The sequence below is a fragment of the Maledivibacter sp. genome (assembly GCA_025210375.1).
Lineage (GTDB): Bacteria > Bacillota > Clostridia > Peptostreptococcales > Caminicellaceae > JAOASB01.
Genome location: JAOASB010000016.1, coordinates 87143 through 102988 on the forward strand (window position 1 = coordinate 87143; position 15846 = coordinate 102988).

Sequence of the window (15846 nt, forward strand, 5' to 3'; positions counted from 1 at the left end):
TCCCTTTCTCAAAATGTTTTCATATGTATAGGCCATTACCATTATATAATCATATTCATCGTAGAAGAATGACAAAAGCAGCATCTGAATTATTGTTTATTTTCTTTCATAAATTCTGCCCCTTTTTTCAGAGCATCTTTTGCTTCTTCTAATATTTTAGAATAATGTAGAAAGGAATGTAATAAACCTTTATACACATCACATTTACATTTAATCCCATTTTCTGTTAAAATCTTTTCTAAGGCCAAACTATCATCTAATAAAGGATCTAAATCACCTACACAAATATAAGTTGAAGGAATGCCATAGGTTAAATCTGCTGATAAACAATCAAGATAAGGATTGTCCTTATCCCCTTCATTTTTAACATAGCAATTACAATAATAATTAATATCTTTTCTTGTTAAGCCATCCCATGGACCACCAAAAAGTCTCATGGACATAGAATCCTTCAAGCCAAAACCTCCATAATAAAGAATTAATGATGTGATATAAGAAATATCTTCTTTTTTATTTCTTAAAAATAAAGTCGTCGCTAAAGAAAGACTCGCACCCCCGGAATCACCGGCTAATGATATATTATTTCCGTCAATGCCATGGTTCTCTCCATAATTATGTAAGTATTCAACTAATGCCACACATTCTTCTAATGCAACGGGAAATTTATTTTCTGGGGAAAGTCTATAGTCAATTCCAATTACCGCAACATCTGCATAATTTGAAAGGGTACGCATAATTCGATCGTGGGTATCCATATTGCCTACTACAAATCCTCCTCCATGAATGAAAACACAACAGCTATTTATGCTTTTTTTATTTGGATAATATATGCGTATTGGTATATCTCCATGGGGCCCATTTATGGTCATATTTCTTATATTTTCTACACTAGGGCCTCCTTCATTCCAATATTTTCTTTCTATCACATATGCTTCTCTTAACTCATCAAAATCATCACCTGTCACAAAGGCATCCTTTGCTCTTTCATCCTGTATCCTTAAAACTTCTTTCATTTGTTTTGTCATCCTTGAAAATACATTCAGCTTATTTTTTTGCACATAGTTCCCCCCTCGTCTTTAAAAATATCAAGTCACTTATTTATACCATCCATGATTAATTTTACATTCCACCATAAAAATGCTAATAGCAAAAATATTGAAGAAGTCTCTAAAATACTAGTAGATAAACTTGTTTGATATGGCATTTATATAACCTCCTTGCTCATTTCTTTATTATCTACGACAATTTGTTTAATGAAGGCCGAGATTGAAATAATAAAAAATACTAGATAGGGTATCGTCATTGTCGTTGCTAGTGCTTTTATTCCGTTGAAAGCATCATTGCCTCCTCTAAAAGTTGCAACAATTGCCGCAATAGCTATAATTGACATAAGTACACTCCATACCCCTGCTCTAGTAGCACTATTCGTTTTTCCTTCAAGGTCTGTCATTGTACTAAGGGAAACCGAACATCCAGTACAAGTTGTAGCGAGGAAAAATAAAATAAGTACTAGGGTAAATATAGTAGTTAACTGACTGAATGGCAGTGTATCTAATAATGCAAAGAAAGTCATATCGGGAGTTGACATTGCTATTTGTGATAATGACCCATCCCCTTGAATAACATTCAACATAGCGGTTCCACCAAATGTACAAATCCACAATATCATAAAAGCTACGGGTGCAGTCATTGTGGCAATAGCATATTCTTTCAGTGTTCGTCCATAGGAAATTGATGCAACAAAAACCCCCATGAATGGCGTCCATGAAATCCACCATAACCATCCAGTTGCAGCCCAATCATAAACGAAACTTTGCTGTTCTGAGAATATATACATCTCAAAGTTCTGAACTATTAAAGTATCTATAAAGGTTCCAAAGGTAGTAACAATTTGCTCAAATATGAATCTTGTAGGCCCAAATACCATAACAAAAACCATTATACCTATTGCCATATACATGTTGATATTCCCGATTATTTTCATACCCTTTTGTAGTGGTGTTACTGCGGCACTGGTAAATAGTACAAATAGAATAGCTAATATTATGAATGGTAAAATTGATGAGATATTATCTGGTATTAGAAAGAGTTTTTTTATTCCTCCCGACATTTGGATTACCCCAAGACCTATTGTTGTTGCAATGGTAAGGGCCGCACAAACAACTGAAAGTATATTCATTGTCTGTGATACGGGTTTTGCCCATTTTTTACTTCCAAATCCCATTGTGATCGCTTCACCTGGTAGGTACTTTCCCCCATGGGTATAAACAAAATATCCAACTACCAGTCCAGCAATACTAAATATTACCCATGCACCTATTCCCCAAAGATATACGCCCATGCCCATTGCATGTCTAGCAGCTTCCATTTGACTCACACTAGTATTACTGATCCCCATTGGTGAAAGATAATAAGCATACAAGGGTTGATTGATTCCAAAATATACAATTCCAATTCCTATTCCGGCTGTAAACAACATCGCCAGCCAAGAAAAAGTAGAAAACTTTGGCCTAGAATCTGTGCCACCAAGTCTAATGTGCCTATACTTTTTTGAAAAGCCGAAGAATAGACAAATTATGGCAAACAAAACCGGTAAAAGCATTAGGAACCAGCCGTAATTTATCACAAAAAATTGCTGGATAACCGAAAGGGAAAGGGTTAGCTGATTAGGTGATATGATGGCCCAAATGGCAAAAGCCGAAGTAATAAAAGCAGAAATTAAAAATAAAGGTGTTAAGACTTTCTGTGCTTTTTTATCATTATACATATACATCCTCCTTAAATTTACATTGTACTATTCATATTAACCATAGTTTTGCATACCTTATATAAACATGTGGGATTGTTATACCAGCTTTTATCGCTACTATTTCTTCAAGCACTATTAGTACTCCTCAATACTTTTTATCAAAATAAATCATTTTTCAAAATTGTATTCTCTACATATAAAAAGCATTGATATTTGTATCAATGCTCAGGCTGTTGACAAACCCGAAGTTCGAGGCGTGCTGAAACTGAGAGGCAACAACGTAATAGACATATTTTAATTACCCCTACATCGTAATCTCTATTTAAATATGTATTCAATTCTATAGAAATGATTTCTTTATTGCCTTATCTATAGATATTCCAGTTAAACAGTTAATTTGTACACATCAAAACTCCCTAGAAACATCGGATATTTTGAGATGTATAAATTAAGTTTAACTTTGGGAAATCTATATACATAATTATACACACTTAACATATTATAGTCAAATTTTTTAGAATTTTATATATATTCGATATTTTTCTGTAACTTTAGAAGGAAGTACCAGATACCAACGAAGAAAAAATACCTATATAGAATACACTAATATATCTATGAAAAAATAGTGCCCAAATATATAGTTCATACATATTATATTAGTATGTTTACTGTTTATAAGGGGGATTTGATAGGATGATAAACGACAAATATGCTATGATTAGCGGGATAATAAAGGGAATCAATGTTAGTAATGGCAAGAAATCATTACTGATAGTAGATAATAAAGGCTTTGAATATATTTTTTTTATTAATGAGCATACAATAATAATGACCTTTGAAGATCTTAAAGTAGGTCAAAGGGTAGATATCATATTCAATGGTATACTAACAAGAAGTATTCCACCCCAGGGTAATGCAATAATAGTTAATGGTTTAAAAGTATAACAAAAAAATTCTAGTCTTATTACATGAGGAAATTGCATAACTCTGACTTGGCTAGGTTGTATAATATATATAGTACATAATTTCTGTAGAAAGTAATTATGCAATTTTGCCAAGTTACAATTATGCAATTTCCCCATTTAATCAATCATTCTTCTATTATAGACAATATCTCTTTTTCAACCTTTTTAATATTGGGAACATAACTGTTTATGAATTTCAGTCTCCCAATGATTTCATATTTTCCTAGGCTAGCCGGTATTAAATAGCTATCTCCTTTTTTTATCCTTTCATTTCCATTACTGTATTTAATTTCACCATCACCTTCAACACATGTAATAATATTAAATCTATCTTTATCACTTTCAATGGCACATGCTGTTTCGACATCATATACGTCCAATGCAAAATGGGCATCTAGACAATAGAAGGTCTTACTATATCCTTCACGTTCCACCCTAAGCCCTTCGCTTCTTTTACCCCTAAGTCCTAAATTAATTACATCCAATGCTTTATTTATATGTAAATCTCTACCCCTATCATAATCATAAACACGATAGGTTGTATCGCTATTTTGCTGTATTTCTGCAATTATAACACCCTCACCTATGGCATGTATAAGTCCGCTTTTAATAAAATATACTTCACCTTTCTTTACATATACCTTATTCATACATTCAGCAAATTGTCCTACATCAATAGAGCTTTTAAGGGACTGCTTTGTACATTCTTTGCATCCGATAATAATACTAGATCCCTCAGAAGCTTCCACTATATACCATGCTTCCGTCTTACCTGTTTCACCTTCCATTCTTGATGCATATTCATCATCTGGATGTACCTGAACCGATAGATTTTGTTTAGTGCTTATTAATTTAACTAGCAATGGAAAGTGATCACTGGATGTATTACTACCCAATATTTCTTCTCCCTTTAGCTTAATCAACTCATCAAGGTTTAATCCTTCGTATTTTCCATTAGCAACAATACTTGTGCCGTGCTGATGACATGCTATATCCCAGCTCTCACCAATATTGCCATCTGGCAAATCATATCTGAATGATTCTAAGCCCCTTCCACCCCATATTTTTTCGAAATATAGATGTTTGAATCTTAGAGGATACATTATACGCCCCCCCAGCCTATATATTTTTTATAATAACCTCAACCTGATCAATTAATTTATTAAAGGCTTCCTCAGCAACCTTTAAATTCTTATCCTTTATGGCCTTAAATAATTGGACATGATAAGCTGTGCCTTCTGTCAAAGCATCCCCCGCACCTAAAGGGTTTTCCCACAGCACCTCAAATTGGTCGTGTAAATAATTTATGGTATTTATCAAAACTGGATTTTTTGATGCTTTATATATAGCATAATGGAAAGCCTTATCATACTTAGGATGAGGTTCTCCCTTTTTAGCCTTTTCCTCCATGATTCTCACATTTCTCTCCATATCGTTGATATCTTCTTCAGTAGCATTTTCTACTGCAAGCTCTACAGATAAAAATTCTAGGGCTCTCCTGACATCTAAAACATGAAGCAAATGCTGTTTTTTGTTATCTTCATCGCCATCCTCGTGTTGAAATATAAAACTATTACTTTTTACATACATTCCTTTTCCATTTATGACCTCAATTATGTTTAAAGCTTGTAGGGTTCTTAATGCTTCTCTTAAGGACGTTCTACTGACTCCAAATTTCTTTACCAATTCACCTTGGGTAGGAAGTTTATCACCATTTTGCAAATCGCTTTCTTTGATTATCTTTTTCATTTCTTTAACGATCATATCATGGAGCAGTGTTCTTTCAATCATAATCTTTACCTCCATCCCAATTAAATATATTTATGTAGGAAAATATAGGCTAACACTATTGCTTTCCTAACATAGCTGCACCAATAATTCCTGCTTTATTTCCTAACTCTGCCAATACTATTTTACCTATGGGTAACTCCCTATAATACTGATTTTTCTTTACATCTTCCTTTACTAGATCTAATAGATATTGTCCCGCATTGGCAACGCCCCCACCTAATGCAATTATCTGTGGATCTAAAATATTAATTAAATTGATTATACCTAGGCTTAAATATTTGACAAGTCTTTTTACTGCCTTATTAGAAAGTTCATCCCCAGCTTTTGCACAATCAAAAATTAGTTTTGCATTTAACTCTTGGGAATCATCATTAATTTTTCTATAAAGCATTCCTTTTTCTTTACTTTCTTCTAATAGCTTTTCAGTATATTTAATGATTGCCGTGGATGAAGAGAAGGTTTCTAGACATCCATTCCTTCCACAATTACAATCATAATAATTCTCCCCTACTACCATATGTCCAATCTCAGAGCCTACTCCATTATATCCACTATATACTTTCCCATTAAATATAATTCCTCCACCAATTCCCGTTCCTAGAGTGAGCAGTATGCCACTTTGACCCCCCATCATAATCCCACAATTATATTCAGCCAAAGCAGCAACAGTAGCGTCATTATCAATATAGATAGGTTTTTTAAATTCCTCCTGCAGGATGGCAGCTAAGGGTACATTTTCCCAACGAAGATTTACACAGAATATAACATTTCCATGTTTATCAGCTAATCCCGGTATCCCTATACCGATTGACTTTATTTCATCCTTTGATAAACCATACTCCTTAAGTAAATCTTTTATCAGTCCCTTTATATCATCTATTATTTCTTCAGTACTCCTTTCTGTCCTCGTGGGAATTGATTTCTCATATCTTAACTCCCCACTTTCACTAACAATTCCTGCAGCAATATTTGTGCCTCCTAAATCAACACCTATATACATATGATTTCCCCCCAAATAATTTTTCAGCAGCCTAGGCATATGAAGAAAATAAACCAGTCAAGTTACGAAGTAATTTCGATTATTTTCTAGGCACTTAGTCATGAGCATACTCACTGTATGTAAGTGACCCAGTAACTACGAAAAGAATCAAAAGGCCAGTGAGATGACTAGTTTATTTTTTGAATATGCCTTATAACTTAAATTAGAATCTACATATTTAATCTTTAACCTAAATGTTTTTATTTCATAGGGCTTTATTTCAAATGAAAAATACTTATTTTCATGATCAATAGTTTCAATTGTATTTTCCATAAGATCACACTCAAAAACACCATCTAAATTAAAGAATGTATTACAAATAGCTTTAGTACGTTTATTACAAAACTCATACATCCTTATTATGATATCACAGCCATCCTCAGATTTTTTTATTGTATCAATACATACATTGTCACAATCAACACCTATAAATGAAATTATATCAGATAAAGAACCCCTATGGGCTTTCTCATATTTACTAATAACAGGGGTGTTCAAGGATAATGCCATGGCATTGGTATTGGCTTTTATCCAATCGCCACCATGGGGATATAGGGAATATACAAATCTATGCTCTTCCTTATCGGCATCAGGATTTGGATAGGTCCCACTCTTTAATAAAGTAATATTTAAGTTTTCATCCTTGACATCATATCCGTATTTACAATCATTTAAAAGACTTACTCCATATCCAGACTCCGATAAATCTACCCATTTATGGGCAGGGACTTCATACTGTGCTTGATCCCATGATGTATTGTTATGTGTCGTTCTCTCTATATTACCAAATTGTATATCGAACACTGCCTTTGTTGCATTTACATCTACAGGAAAACTTGCCTTCAATAAAACATCTGTTTCCTTCCAATCCACATATGTATCAAAATCAATTCTGTTTATATCCTTATATATGATTATTCTTTGAATTATTTTAGACTTTGAAAAATCTTTCTCGATTTCTAAAACCTTTCTCACCGGGCCATCTTCAATGATCTGCACCCTTTTTACATCATCTATTTCCCATACCTTTTCTTTATAATAATTACTGATATTCCAGTTATCATAGGTCATTGGCTTATCTTCATAGGCTAGAAGTCTATTGCCTCGGTGACATTTTTTGAGTATCTCCCTATGGTTTATCCTATCATATATAGAGGTAAAGCTTCCCCTGTTGTCAAGCCTAATGTCAAAAAATTTATTATACATCCTATCCTTTGATATATTAAATTCCTCGGTACTATTCCCACAGCATTCACTAAAATCATCTAAATCATTAGTTATATTATAGACCGAATAACCATTTGAGGGAATATCTTCAGCATAAAAAACTACTTTTTTATTATCTCCTTCTTTAAATATCTGACTTTGAACTTCCCTATTGTTTCCATCGACAATCCTTATTTTATCATAATCCCTTGGGATATCAGCCTCTATAATATCCTTTCTGTTAAACGACAAGGTATTAAATAGCACTATGCTATCATGCTCCAAATTAATTTTACTACAAATATTATCAACGGATTCATTTATCATTTTTTTTGTGCTTTTTTCTATTAACTCATGCTCTTCTTTAGTTACCTCATACACTTCTTTGATACATGAACCGGGTAAAATATCATGAAATTGATTTCTTAATAGGATCTCCCAATTCCTATCCAATTCATATTTTTTGTAATCACTATTATTTATTATCATATCCATGGCATTGAGCTTTTCTGCATTAGATAAACCTATTTCATTTTTCCTATTTCCTCTTTTTTCTCTGGCCATGGAAGTATAGGTTCCTCTATGATATTCAAGGTACATTTCCCCATTCCACCTCGGAATATGTTTTGAATCCTTTATTTTCTTTTCAAGCTTGTTGAAATACTGATTCACCGTACATACCTCTGTCCTTGGGCAACCCGGTATTCCTTTCTCCATTCTCCTATGATTTTCAAGCATTTCCTTGGTAGGCCCACCCCCACCATCTCCATAGCCAAAGGATATTAGTACATCATCATTTAGAATCTTATGTCTGTATTTATTCCAAGCTCCCATAACCGTTTCTGGGAATAGCTGCCCATTATAATCCGTTGCATAGGAAGTGACGCTTGCCCTTGGATAGGTTGTGGTAATCAAATGGGTTAATATCTCGCTTCCATCTAATCCTCTCCATAAAAAGGTGTCAAGGGGCATTCTGTCGGTATCATTCCACCCCATTTTACAGCTCATAAAATATTTTATTCCACTTTTTTTCATTATCTGTGGTAATGCTGCATTATAGCCAAAGACATCGGGCAGCCATAGGACATTACACTCGACACCAAATTCTTCTCTGAAAAATTTTGTACCATAAAGTATCTGCCTCACAAGACTCTCCCCAGAAGCTAGATTGCAGTCCGACTCAATCCACATGGCACCCTCAGCTTCCCAACGCCCTTCTTTAATTTTCTCCTTAACTTCTTCATAAATATCGGGATAATCCTCTTTTAGGAACCTATATAATTGGGGCATACTTGACATAAACTTGTATTCAGGATATTGTTTCATCAAATTAAGAACAGTCGAGAAGCTTCTAGCTACTTTTTCCCTTGTCTGAGCCACTGTCCAAAGCCACGCGATATCTATATGGGTATGACCTATAATACTGGCAGTTGGACTTGATGCCCCACACATCTTGTTATAAAACTCTTCATTAATATATTTATTTGCCCTTTTTATTGATTCAGAATATAACTCGGTATGGGGACTTCTGAAATCTATATGATTAACAGTTTCATTTAATGCTTCTAGTATTCTAAGCTTTGTATAATCTCCGTCGGGCAGATTTTTTGCCACTTCATAGGGAACCCTAATATCATAGTACAGTTTTCTAGTTTCTTCATCAACGGTGACAATTTTAACTTCAAGGGAAAATTTCCTGTCATACATGCCACTATTAATCTTAATATCGGCTTGATATTTTTCTCCCCCCTGGGATTCTTGGGAAAGTATGACTTCCCTATGATTTATGTCCAGTCCTTGTATTATTTTATTATCTAAATATAAAAGCATTTGAGGATTTATTGTGGTTTCTTCTTTTTCTAGATCATCTATGCCTGTTGATACATATAATGCAGTAGTTTTTCCTTTAAATTCTTCTGGAACATTTATATTGAATCTCAGCCATGCATTCTTATCTATACCACCCCAGAATTCTCCACACCTATATGTTCTCCAGTTTTCCGTTGTTTGGTCTACTTCATGGATATTTCTAAAAAAACCATCCTTCATGGACATCTCTTCTATAAATACTACCCTTGAATATATATTATCCTTCAATTCATTTAATATCTTCTTTATTCTACCTAATGTAAAATCCATAATTTACCTACCTCTCCCAATGTAAGCTTAAGGGAACAAGCCTTTTTTAGGTGCTATACCAAAAGCCTACTAGTATAAATGACATGCTATATAATGGTTATTACCAACTTTTTTCATTTTAGGCATAGCTTCAGAGCAAATCTTTTTGGAATACTTGCAGCGATTTCTAAACCTACAGCCTGGAAGGGGATTTATTGGGCTTGAAACCTCTCCCCCATCAAGGTGCTTCTTTTTCTTAACCAATTCTAAATCCGTAGTGGGAATAGCCGACATCAATACCTTGGTATATGGATGTAGAGGATTACTATACAGCTCTCTACTCTCTGCTAATTCAACCATACACCCTAGATACATCACCCCAACTCGATTTGAAATATACTTTACCATAGAAAGATCATGGGCTATAAACATATAGGTCAAATCAAATCTATTTTGTAAATCTAATAAAAGATTAACAACCTGTGCCTGTATAGACATATCTAATGCAGAAATTGGCTCATCGCATACAATAAACTTAGGTTCTATAGCTAAGGCCCTAGCTATACCTATCCTTTGCCGTTGTCCCCCTGAAAACTCGTGGGGAAATCTATTTGCATGTTCCTTATTGAGTCCTACCATGTTTAATAATTCATATACTCTGCTAAGTTTATCCTTACCACTATAAAGTCCATGAATATCTATTCCCTCACATATTATATCTGAAACCGTCATCCTTGGATTCAAGGATGCATAGGGATCTTGAAAAATCATCTGGGCGTTTTTCATGAATTTTCTTTTTTCCATTTTATTCATACCATATACATTTTTATTTTCAAAAAGAACCTGTCCGGCTGTAGGCTTATAAAGCTCCAGTATAGTTCTACCACAAGTAGTCTTCCCACAACCAGATTCCCCTACAATTCCTAGGGTCTCTCCTTTTTTTATATCAAATGAAACATCATCTACTGCCTTAAGTACCTTATCCTTAGATATTTTAAAATATTTTTTTAAATTCTTAACTTCAATCAAGCTATGGGTTTTTTTTATATTTTCTTTTTTAATAGCATCTTTCCTTTGTACTGAGCTGATCTTTACATCATCAGCACCTAAACTTAAATCAACTGAAGGTGCATATTCGTGGTTAAGCCAACACATAGTTTTATGGGTATCAGATACATCGGTAATATCCGGTATCTTTTTTTTGCAAATTGGCATACAATACTTACATCTTGGTGCAAAGGCACATCCCTTTGGTGGTGCAACAAGATCCGGTGGTGTTCCATCAATTGAAATTAACCTTTCATCACTGTTCATATCCAGCTTTGGAATCGCCTTCAAAAGAGCCACTGTATATGGATGCTGTGGATTATTAAATATCTCATGGACCAAGCCTCTTTCAACTATCATTCCTCCATACATAACTGCAACCTTGTGTGCGTTTTCAGCCACTACACCTAGATCATGGGTAATCAGCATGATTGCCGTTCCCAATTCCCCTTGCAATTCCTTTATCAAGTCCATTATCTGCGCTTGTACAGTAACATCCAATGCCGTAGTCGGCTCATCTGCTATCAAGACCTTAGGATTACAGGCTAATGCTATTGCTATCATAGCTCTTTGTCTCATACCTCCAGAAAACTGGAATGGATATTCATTGATCCTTGTTTCTGCATTGGGAATTTTAACTAATTTAAGCATTTTTATTGCTTCTTTTTCTGCATCCTCTTTACTGATATTTCTATGAATCATTATACTTTCACAAATTTGCTTACCAATCTTCATAGTGGGATTTAAAGATGTCATGGGATCTTGAAAAATCATACTTACATCTCCGCCCCTATATTGCTCTAGGTTCTTTCTGTTCAAAGTCAAAATATCTTTTCCCTCAAAGGTAATATTACTTCCCTCTTTAATCTCTCCTACGGGCTCCTTTATTAATCTCAATACACTTTTAGCTGTTACTGTTTTACCGGAACCGGATTCCCCTACTATAGCCAATATTTCTCCTTTGCTTAAGTTAAATGATATGCCCCTTACGGATTGAACTTCTCCAGCATATGTATGGTAGGAAACCCTGAGATTCTCTACTTTTAGTATATTTTCCAAAATACCTTCCTCCTTTATTGTCGCAGCTTAGGATCAAGGGCATCCCTCAATCCATCTCCCAATAGATTAAAGGCAAACATGGTCAAGCTTATTGCCATAGCCGGGAATAATAACTCATGGGGAAAGAAATCCATTTGCTGCTGACCAATAGATGCCATTGCTCCCCAGCTTGTATTCGGAGGCTGGACACCTAACCCTACAAAGCTTAAGAATGCTTCAGCAAAGATAAATCCTGGTATTTCAAAGGTCATATTTACTATTATCAGTCCTAAAGTATTTGGAATGAGATGTTTAAAAATGATTCGCATAGGCTTTGATCCCAGTGCCCTTGCTGCCATCACATACTCTGATTCCTTTAGCTGTATAACCTGACCCCTTATAAGTCTAGCAGATCCAGTCCAACTCGTAACACATAATGCAATTATTAGAGAACCTACCCCCTTACCAAGAACTACAGAGACAAGGATTACGACTATCATATATGGTATACCCACAAGTATTTCTACTATTCTCATCATTATTTCATCTATCTTGCCCCCAAAGTATCCACTTACACCGCCATATAAACAGCCTATTGCTAAGGATATCGTAGTACCAACGAAACCTATTAACATCGAAATTCTACCGCCTACACATATTCTGGCAAAGATATCCCTTCCAAGCTCATCTGTGCCGAACCAGTGATCACTAAAGGGGGCTTTATTTGTTATATCAAGATTCTGCTCTCTAAAACCATACTTAGTAAAATATGGCCCAAATATGGTCATAAAGGTAATCAGAAATAATATTACCAAAGATATCATTGCTACTTTATTCTTCTTTAATCTTCTCCATGCATCCTGCCAATAGCCAATGTTCGGTCTTTGAATAGCTTCCTTTTGAGATCCCTCACAGCCTACTATCACAAAATCCTTTCTATCAACACTCTCCATCGCTTCCATATAATTCACCTACCTCTCATTAGCTACTTTGACCCTAGGATCAATAAGTACATATAATATATCTACTATTAATAATGAAATTATAAATAAAAATGAACAGAATACTGTCATGGCCATGATCATGGTATAATCTCTACCATTTATGCTTTCAATAAAGTATTCACCAAGTCCTGGTATTGAGAAAATCCTCTCGATTACAAATGAGCCTGTCAAGATTGCCGCAAAGTGAGGCCCTGCAATAGTGACAATTGGGATTATAGAATTTCTCAAGATATGCTTTCTCACTATATTAAAGCGTGATACCCCCTTGGCTTCAGCGGTAAGTATGTAATCTTGACTCTTAACATCTAAAACCGAATTCCTCATAAATCTTGAATAGGTTGCTATTCCTCCAAAGCTCAATGCCAAGGTAGGAAGAACAGTATATTTAAAGCCTGTGAGCCAAATATTTTCTGTAGGCCATCCTATTATAGGAAGAATACCTCCTGATAGATATTTTTGAAGTAAAGCTGCTATTACAAAGCTAGGCACTGCTACTCCCAGTATTGCAATAAATATTACCATATAATCAATCCATGAATTTCTATTAAGGGACGCAATTATTCCAAAGCTAATTCCAATGACCAATGCAATAAAAACGGCTTGAATTCCTAATCTAGCAGATACAGGAAATCTATCCTTAAATATGTCATTTGCGGTCATCCCCGGTGTCTTCATTGACTCCCCAAAGTTCCCCTTAATGACATTCCCTAGATAAAGTCCATATCTTGTAAATATGGGTTTATCAAGTCCCCATTTTATTCTGAGATTATGTTCTACCTCCGGAGGTAAAAGCTTCGTACTTGTTTGCAGTGCATCTCCCGGCAATGTATTCATTAAAAAGAATGTTATTGTTATAATAACCCATAATGTTAGGACTACATATAATAGCCTTTTGAAAATATATCTTGCCATAGCTATCCTCCTGACCTTTAAAATTAAATCCTACGTCAGAATAGCCTTCTGACATAGGATTTTTCTTTATTTATGATTCTTAATTACGGCTTATATTCCTTCTTATTATTTTCCCTCAATATAGGTATTCTTCAATTCAAATTTAGGGCCAAATGAAGGGAGTTCTATTCCTTTAACATAGTTCTGTATGTAGGAACTTTTTTTAGCATAAGAGATTGGAGCTATTGCAGCCTGCTCTGCAATCAAAATCTTTTCTGCATTTTCAAATATCTCAAATCTCTTATCTCTACTTCCTTCTTTCCTTGCCTTATCTATAAGTGCATCATACTCTTCATTGCTGAAGAATGGACCATTATTACCACAGCCAGTCTCAAACATCTCTAGGAAGTTCATAGGATCATTATAATCTGCACCCCATCCTGACTGGCATATCTGGTATGTACCCTTCATTACTGATTGATTAAAGGTCGCGTTATCACTAGCTACATCTACATTTACTTTAACTCCCAATTTTTTCTCCCACTGGTCTTGATAAAACTCACCCTTTGATCTTTCCTTTGTACTTGAGTTTCTTAGTAAGAAGGTAACCTCCTGCTCTTTACTCTCATCTAACCCTAATTCCTTTAAGCCCTCTAAATAAAGCTTCTTAGGATCTTTATCTAATACTGCCTTTAGGGGGCCATCCACTACATCTCTATATTCTTTATCTTCTAATAATAATGCCCTTGGCACCCAACCATAAGCGGCCACATCTTCCTTAGCAATATTTTTTATGTAGGCGTCTCTATCTATAGCCAATGAAAATGCCAATCTTATTTTGGGATTGGTAAAGAACCCTGACTTATCCTGTGTGTTGAAAATAATCTCTGCTGATCTTGGGGAATATCCTTCAACAGCTGTTATTTCTTTAGCCTCAGACTTTTCCCTTAGAACATTATTATATTCGCCCTTAACTTCTGTTACTAGGTCTAAATTCTTAGTACTGAACATTTTCATTTTTGTTGGTTCTTCTTTAACAATATTAATAATAGCTGTCTGAAGCTTTACTTTATCCGCATCCCAGTAATTTTCATTTTTTTCAAGTATTATTTTAGAACCCTTAACCCACTTTTTAACAACAAAGGGGCCAGAGAATATCATCTTTGATTCATCTTGCCCATATGTATCTCCACAGGCTTCATATATATCTTTTCTAACTGGAACAATATTTGCAAAATTCATTAATTGTAGGAAATATGGTACAGGATAGTTAAGTGTAAACTCCACAGTTTTCTCATCTAAAGCTTTTACACTAACATCTTCAGCTTTACCTGTGCTTGTATTATATTCTTTTGCTCCCTTTATAAAGTAAAACATAGCTGAATTTGGGCAAGCATTAGTAGGATCAAGCATCTTTTGTACGGCGTAGGCATAATCCTGAGCCTTTACTTTCGTTCCATCGCTCCAGTTGAAATCTCTGAGCTTAAATGTCCACTTTAATCCATCCTCTGAAGTTGTCCAGCTCTCAGCTCCTGCCGGCTTCAAGCTTCCACCCTCCATCCTTACTAGCATCTCTTGGGTTTCCATAATTATTGTGTTTGCATAGGATTCTGCCATAGTCGTTGAATTAAGTGATGACATATCATCGGCAAATTCAAGATTTAGAACCTGTTCATCTTTTGGTTGTTCTTTGTTATCTTTACTTACTTCATTATTGCTATTGTCATCTACCGGTGTACTATTACTTGTAGTACTATTACTACAACCAGATAATACTAGCCCAAATATCATAACAACCACGATTAATATTGATATAGATTTTTTCATAAAATAGTCCCCCTTAAAATTTTCAGTTCTTTACTACTGGACATATACAAGCCTACAATCTAATCATATTATGTAATTTATAGTATCTACATTACATACCAAAATTAGATACCTATGAATTTGAAATTTAAACCTCCTTCCAATGTCTATGTAAGTTCTGAAAACAATGCT

Annotated in this window: 11 protein-coding genes and 1 pseudogene; 1 reads left to right on the forward strand and 11 read right to left on the reverse strand. The window is 34.7% G+C overall.

The window, feature by feature from the left end:
* Positions 1 to 89: 89 nt before the first annotated feature.
* Entirely contained in the window at positions 90 to 1058 is a 969-nt protein-coding gene (gene aes / locus N4A68_05825; protein MCT4563824.1) for an acetyl esterase, read from the reverse strand.
* 146 nt (positions 1059 to 1204) lie between these two features.
* Complete coding sequence (locus N4A68_05830) at positions 1205 to 2767, reverse strand: BCCT family transporter (protein MCT4563825.1); 1563 nt, start codon at positions 2765 to 2767, stop codon at positions 1205 to 1207.
* 675 nt (positions 2768 to 3442) lie between these two features.
* Here N4A68_05830 and N4A68_05835 point away from each other — a divergent pair.
* Positions 3443 to 3694, forward strand: a complete 252-nt coding sequence (locus N4A68_05835; GenBank protein MCT4563826.1) for a YobA family protein — start codon at positions 3443 to 3445, stop codon at positions 3692 to 3694.
* A gap of 145 nt (positions 3695 to 3839) precedes the next feature.
* Here the strand turns inward: N4A68_05835 and N4A68_05840 are convergent, their stop codons facing one another.
* The 9 genes and pseudogenes from N4A68_05840 to N4A68_05880 all read right to left on the reverse strand — a co-directional run bounded on the left by N4A68_05840 (position 3840) and on the right by N4A68_05880 (position 15675).
* A complete protein-coding gene (locus tag N4A68_05840; protein ID MCT4563827.1) occupies positions 3840 to 4817 on the reverse strand; it encodes a class I mannose-6-phosphate isomerase in 978 nt (325 codons plus the stop codon).
* Positions 4818 to 4833: 16 nt separating this feature from the next.
* Entirely contained in the window at positions 4834 to 5505 is a 672-nt protein-coding gene (locus N4A68_05845) for a FadR family transcriptional regulator (protein MCT4563828.1), read from the reverse strand.
* 55 nt (positions 5506 to 5560) lie between these two features.
* Positions 5561 to 6505, reverse strand: coding sequence for an ROK family glucokinase (locus N4A68_05850; GenBank protein MCT4563829.1), 945 nt, complete (start codon positions 6503 to 6505; stop codon positions 5561 to 5563).
* A 147-nt stretch (positions 6506 to 6652) separates the two neighbouring features.
* Entirely contained in the window at positions 6653 to 9889 is a 3237-nt protein-coding gene (locus N4A68_05855; GenBank protein ID MCT4563830.1) for an alpha-mannosidase, read from the reverse strand.
* Between the two features lie 69 nt (positions 9890 to 9958).
* Positions 9959 to 10915 carry an ABC transporter ATP-binding protein gene (locus N4A68_05860; protein ID MCT4563831.1) on the reverse strand — a complete coding sequence of 319 codons (957 nt, stop codon included), beginning with the start codon at positions 10913 to 10915 and terminating at the stop codon, positions 9959 to 9961.
* Positions 10916 to 11014: 99 nt separating this feature from the next.
* A pseudogene (locus N4A68_05865) lies at positions 11015 to 11974 on the reverse strand (ABC transporter ATP-binding protein).
* Between the two features lie 14 nt (positions 11975 to 11988).
* Complete coding sequence (locus tag N4A68_05870) at positions 11989 to 12906, reverse strand: ABC transporter permease (GenBank protein ID MCT4563832.1); 918 nt, start codon at positions 12904 to 12906, stop codon at positions 11989 to 11991.
* 18 nt (positions 12907 to 12924) lie between these two features.
* Positions 12925 to 13869, reverse strand: a complete 945-nt coding sequence (locus tag N4A68_05875; protein ID MCT4563833.1) for an ABC transporter permease — start codon at positions 13867 to 13869, stop codon at positions 12925 to 12927.
* A 105-nt stretch (positions 13870 to 13974) separates the two neighbouring features.
* A complete protein-coding gene (locus N4A68_05880) occupies positions 13975 to 15675 on the reverse strand; it encodes a peptide ABC transporter substrate-binding protein (protein MCT4563834.1) in 1701 nt (566 codons plus the stop codon).
* Positions 15676 to 15846 lie beyond the last annotated feature (171 nt).

Coding starts and splice junctions, on each gene's coding strand:
- N4A68_05880 (MCT4563834.1), bottom strand. CDS start 15,675: ATGAAAAAATCTATATCAATATTAATCGTGGTTGTTATGATATTTGGG.
- N4A68_05835 (MCT4563826.1), top strand. CDS start 3,443: ATGATAAACGACAAATATGCTATGATTAGCGGGATAATAAAGGGAATC.
- N4A68_05850 (MCT4563829.1), bottom strand. CDS start 6,505: ATGTATATAGGTGTTGATTTAGGAGGCACAAATATTGCTGCAGGAATT.
- N4A68_05840 (MCT4563827.1), bottom strand. CDS start 4,817: ATGTATCCTCTAAGATTCAAACATCTATATTTCGAAAAAATATGGGGT.
- N4A68_05870 (MCT4563832.1), bottom strand. CDS start 12,906: ATGGAGAGTGTTGATAGAAAGGATTTTGTGATAGTAGGCTGTGAGGGA.
- N4A68_05875 (MCT4563833.1), bottom strand. CDS start 13,869: ATGGCAAGATATATTTTCAAAAGGCTATTATATGTAGTCCTAACATTA.
- N4A68_05855 (MCT4563830.1), bottom strand. CDS start 9,889: ATGGATTTTACATTAGGTAGAATAAAGAAGATATTAAATGAATTGAAG.
- N4A68_05845 (MCT4563828.1), bottom strand. CDS start 5,505: ATGATTGAAAGAACACTGCTCCATGATATGATCGTTAAAGAAATGAAA.
- N4A68_05830 (MCT4563825.1), bottom strand. CDS start 2,767: ATGTATAATGATAAAAAAGCACAGAAAGTCTTAACACCTTTATTTTTA.